This window comes from Streptomyces sp. NPDC018026, assembly GCF_044327745.1.
Classification (GTDB): Bacteria; Actinomycetota; Actinomycetes; order Streptomycetales; family Streptomycetaceae; genus Streptomyces; species Streptomyces rubrogriseus.
This window is the reverse complement of sequence record NZ_JBIRFY010000053.1, coordinates 1-1,195: the sequence shown is the minus strand read 5'-3', so window position 1 is coordinate 1,195 and position 1,195 is coordinate 1. Positions and strand designations below refer to the sequence as shown.

1 rRNA gene is annotated in these 1,195 nt (G+C 56.7%); it reads right to left on the bottom strand.

The features are described from left to right. Window positions 1-22: 22 nt before the first annotated feature. A 23S ribosomal RNA gene (locus ACH4D3_RS41210) occupies window positions 23-1,195 on the bottom strand; the annotation flags it as partial.

Below are 1,195 nucleotides of genomic sequence, written 5' to 3'. Positions count from 1 at the left end.
AACACAGTGGACGCGAGCAACTGAGGACAAGCCCTCGGCCTATTAGTACCGGTCACCTCCACACCTCACGGTGCTTCCAGATCCGGCCTATCAACCCAGTCGTCTACTGGGAGCCTTAACCCCTCAAGGGGGTGGGAGTCCTCATCTCGAAGCAGGCTTCCCGCTTAGATGCTTTCAGCGGTTATCCCTCCCGAACGTAGCCAACCAGCCATGCCCTTGGCAGAACAACTGGCACACCAGAGGTTCGTCCGTCCCGGTCCTCTCGTACTAGGGACAGCCCTTCTCAAGACTCCTACGCGCACAGCGGATAGGGACCGAACTGTCTCACGACGTTCTAAACCCAGCTCGCGTACCGCTTTAATGGGCGAACAGCCCAACCCTTGGGACCGACTCCAGCCCCAGGATGCGACGAGCCGACATCGAGGTGCCAAACCATCCCGTCGATATGGACTCTTGGGGAAGATCAGCCTGTTATCCCCGGGGTACCTTTTATCCGTTGAGCGACGGCGCTTCCACAAGCCACCGCCGGATCACTAGTCCCGACTTTCGTCCCTGCTCGACCCGTCGGTCTCACAGTCAAGCTCCCTTGTGCACTTACACTCAACACCTGATTGCCAACCAGGCTGAGGGAACCTTTGGGCGCCTCCGTTACTCTTTAGGAGGCAACCGCCCCAGTTAAACTACCCATCAGACACTGTCCCTGATCCGGATCACGGACCCAGGTTAGACATCCAGCACGACCAGACTGGTATTTCAACGACGACTCCACCCACACTGGCGTGCGAGCTTCAAAGTCTCCCAGCTATCCTACACAAGCCGAACCGAACACCAATATCAAACTGTAGTAAAGGTCCCGGGGTCTTTCCGTCCTGCTGCGCGAAACGAGCATCTTTACTCGTAGTGCAATTTCACCGGGCCTATGGTTGAGACAGTCGAGAAGTCGTTACGCCATTCGTGCAGGTCGGAACTTACCCGACAAGGAATTTCGCTACCTTAGGATGGTTATAGTTACCACCGCCGTTTACTGGCGCTTAAGTTCTCAGCTTCGCCCCACCGAAATGGAGCTAACCGGTCCCCTTAACGTTCCAGCACCGGGCAGGCGTCAGTCCGTATACATCGCCTTACGGCTTCGCACGGACCTGTGTTTTTAGTAAACAGTCGCTTCTCGCTGGTCTCTGCGGCCACCCCCAGCTCA